Origin of the sequence: Dyella jejuensis (assembly GCF_044904675.1) — a bacterium.
Classification (GTDB): Bacteria; Pseudomonadota; Gammaproteobacteria; order Xanthomonadales; family Rhodanobacteraceae; genus Dyella_B; species Dyella_B jejuensis.
In genome coordinates this window covers 1-1,753 of sequence record NZ_JADIKJ010000043.1, presented here as the reverse complement: position 1 = coordinate 1,753, position 1,753 = coordinate 1, and the positions used below count along the sequence as shown (strand labels likewise).

Genomic DNA, 1,753 nt, shown 5'->3' with positions numbered 1-1,753 from the left:
CGCCATGCGTCAGAACATCCGCCGCTTCATCCTTCCACCACGGCGTTCGGAGCGGCGTTATCCGCGCGCTGTTTGCATGAGCAAAACTCGATACCCCATCAAAAGCAAAAATGCCGCTCAGGCTTAACTGAGCGGCATTGCCGCCTTGCGCGGGCGTTTTGCTACCTACGCTGTTGAGCCTCCATGTATGCCCTGAGCACTTGGTTGATGCGTGTTTGGAAGCCTTTGCCACCCTGCTTGAAGAACGCCACCACGTCGCGATCGAGCCGTAGCGTGACCTTCTTCTTTGGTGAAGGCGTGCGTGCTGATGGCGTCGGCGTCGATGTGGTCATGTGCGATGGTTTTTAGTTGGCAATCGTGCCGAGTTGTATGAGGTTTGTTCTACGTTTGTTCTACATTTGTTCTACATCTGTATGACTGTCGCACCACGTTTGCATTATTCCTGTATCACGTTTGTATTCGATGCCGCTGCCGTGGCCCTGCGGGCCACGGTGATGGGGGTGGACCCTCTTGGGTGGCGATTTTGCCCGTTTTTAGGGTCTATGGAGGCCGTTTGGGGTTCCCTTAATCGGGCAAATCGCGCCATACACATTACGCTCCTCTTCGGGAGCGAAAAGCGCACATGCAACGCATTGATGCACAAGATGCTGTTCAAAAGTGGAACAAGGTTAATACACGCAAAAATGCTTACACGACTACGACACGATGCCGCGCAAGCGGCTAAGCTGTGCGCGTGAGGCGATTACAAACCGCTTACACGCCCACAACCGAGTGACTTGCTCAGCATGAAAGTCGTCAGTATCCGGCTCTCTGAAGCCGCCACCGCCCGTTATCAGGCTCTTGCCGACCAGACTTGGCCGAGCCCGATTGCGCTCTCTACCTACCTCAAAAAACGGCTCGAAGAAGGCGATGCCATCGCCGAACATCTTGACTCGTTGCGCTTGGACATCCGTGATTTAGCGTTCGATGTCGGTCGAGGGCATGGACTGCCTGACGGTGGCCAGGTGGACAGCGTGGCTATCGAAACGCTGCTGTTGCTACGCGCCATCGCCAATCCGCAGCACGTGCGTATGGTGCATGCGGAACTACAGCGCCAGGGCATCACGCCATGGCAAGCAGAAACATCGCGGTGACGCGAATCGGGTCATCGTTATCAACCAGGTGCGCGCATGATTGACGAACAGACAAAGAGCGAACGTCGTCGGGCGGTGGCCAATGCGATTGCCACAGTGCGCTTGGAAGGCCTGGACATCGATCCCGTTACGGCGGAGGACCTACACCGGCATGCACGTGGCGAGATCGAGCTGGACGAGGTACTGCGTCACTTACGCGAACGAGTTGCTGCCGGCGCGTTCCGTGATCCTGTTGCAGCGCTGTGACCCGAATCGGGCCACGTAGGAATTTAGCCAGCTACCGTTTTATAGAAATAAAAACACGCGCCACTCAGGCCGCTATCGCGGCCCGTGAAGCGAGTGCTATGCGATCGGTGTCGAGGCCGGATCGTTATCTCTTAGTCGCCTACCGCGGGCGTCATTGACGTGCTGGCCACCACCGGAGGATTCAGCAACGGGACCTTGGGCACGCAAAACTACACCGTGCACAACGGCGACACGTTGGCCTCGATCGCCCAGGCCATCTACGGCGACAGCAACTACAGCTACATTCTTGCCCAGGCCAACGGCCTGGCCGCCGATAGCCAGCCGCCGGTGGGCATGGTGCTGAACATTCCCCAGGTCACCACCAGTGCCAATGC

4 protein-coding genes are annotated in these 1,753 nt (G+C 57.4%); 3 read left to right on the top strand and 1 reads right to left on the bottom strand.

Going from position 1 to position 1,753, the window contains the following annotated elements; translation table 11 throughout:
- Positions 1 to 161 precede the first annotated feature (161 nt).
- Positions 162 to 332, bottom strand: a complete 171-nt coding sequence (locus ISP15_RS18140) for a BrnA antitoxin family protein (protein ID WP_404549381.1) — start codon at positions 330 to 332, stop codon at positions 162 to 164.
- Between the two features lie 453 nt (positions 333 to 785).
- Here ISP15_RS18140 and ISP15_RS18135 point away from each other — a divergent pair, with 453 nt between their 5' ends.
- The 3 genes from ISP15_RS18135 to ISP15_RS18125 all read left to right on the top strand — a co-directional run.
- Positions 786 to 1,133: a hypothetical protein gene (locus ISP15_RS18135; RefSeq protein WP_404549379.1), complete on the top strand. Its 348-nt coding sequence runs from the start codon at positions 786 to 788 to the stop codon at positions 1,131 to 1,133.
- Between the two features lie 36 nt (positions 1,134 to 1,169).
- Entirely contained in the window at positions 1,170 to 1,379 is a 210-nt protein-coding gene (locus tag ISP15_RS18130; RefSeq protein ID WP_404549377.1) for an antitoxin VbhA family protein, read from the top strand.
- 159 nt (positions 1,380 to 1,538) lie between these two features.
- Positions 1,539 to 1,753: LysM peptidoglycan-binding domain-containing protein (locus tag ISP15_RS18125; RefSeq protein WP_404549375.1), on the top strand; the 215-nt coding region annotated here is incomplete at its 3' end.

Excerpts from the sequence above, each read along its gene's own strand:
- ISP15_RS18135 (WP_404549379.1), top strand. The coding sequence starts at position 786 with ATGAAAGTCGTCAGTATCCGGCTCTCTGAAGCCGCCACCGCCCGTTAT.
- ISP15_RS18140 (WP_404549381.1), bottom strand. The coding sequence starts at position 332 with ATGACCACATCGACGCCGACGCCATCAGCACGCACGCCTTCACCAAAG.
- ISP15_RS18130 (WP_404549377.1), top strand. The coding sequence starts at position 1,170 with ATGATTGACGAACAGACAAAGAGCGAACGTCGTCGGGCGGTGGCCAAT.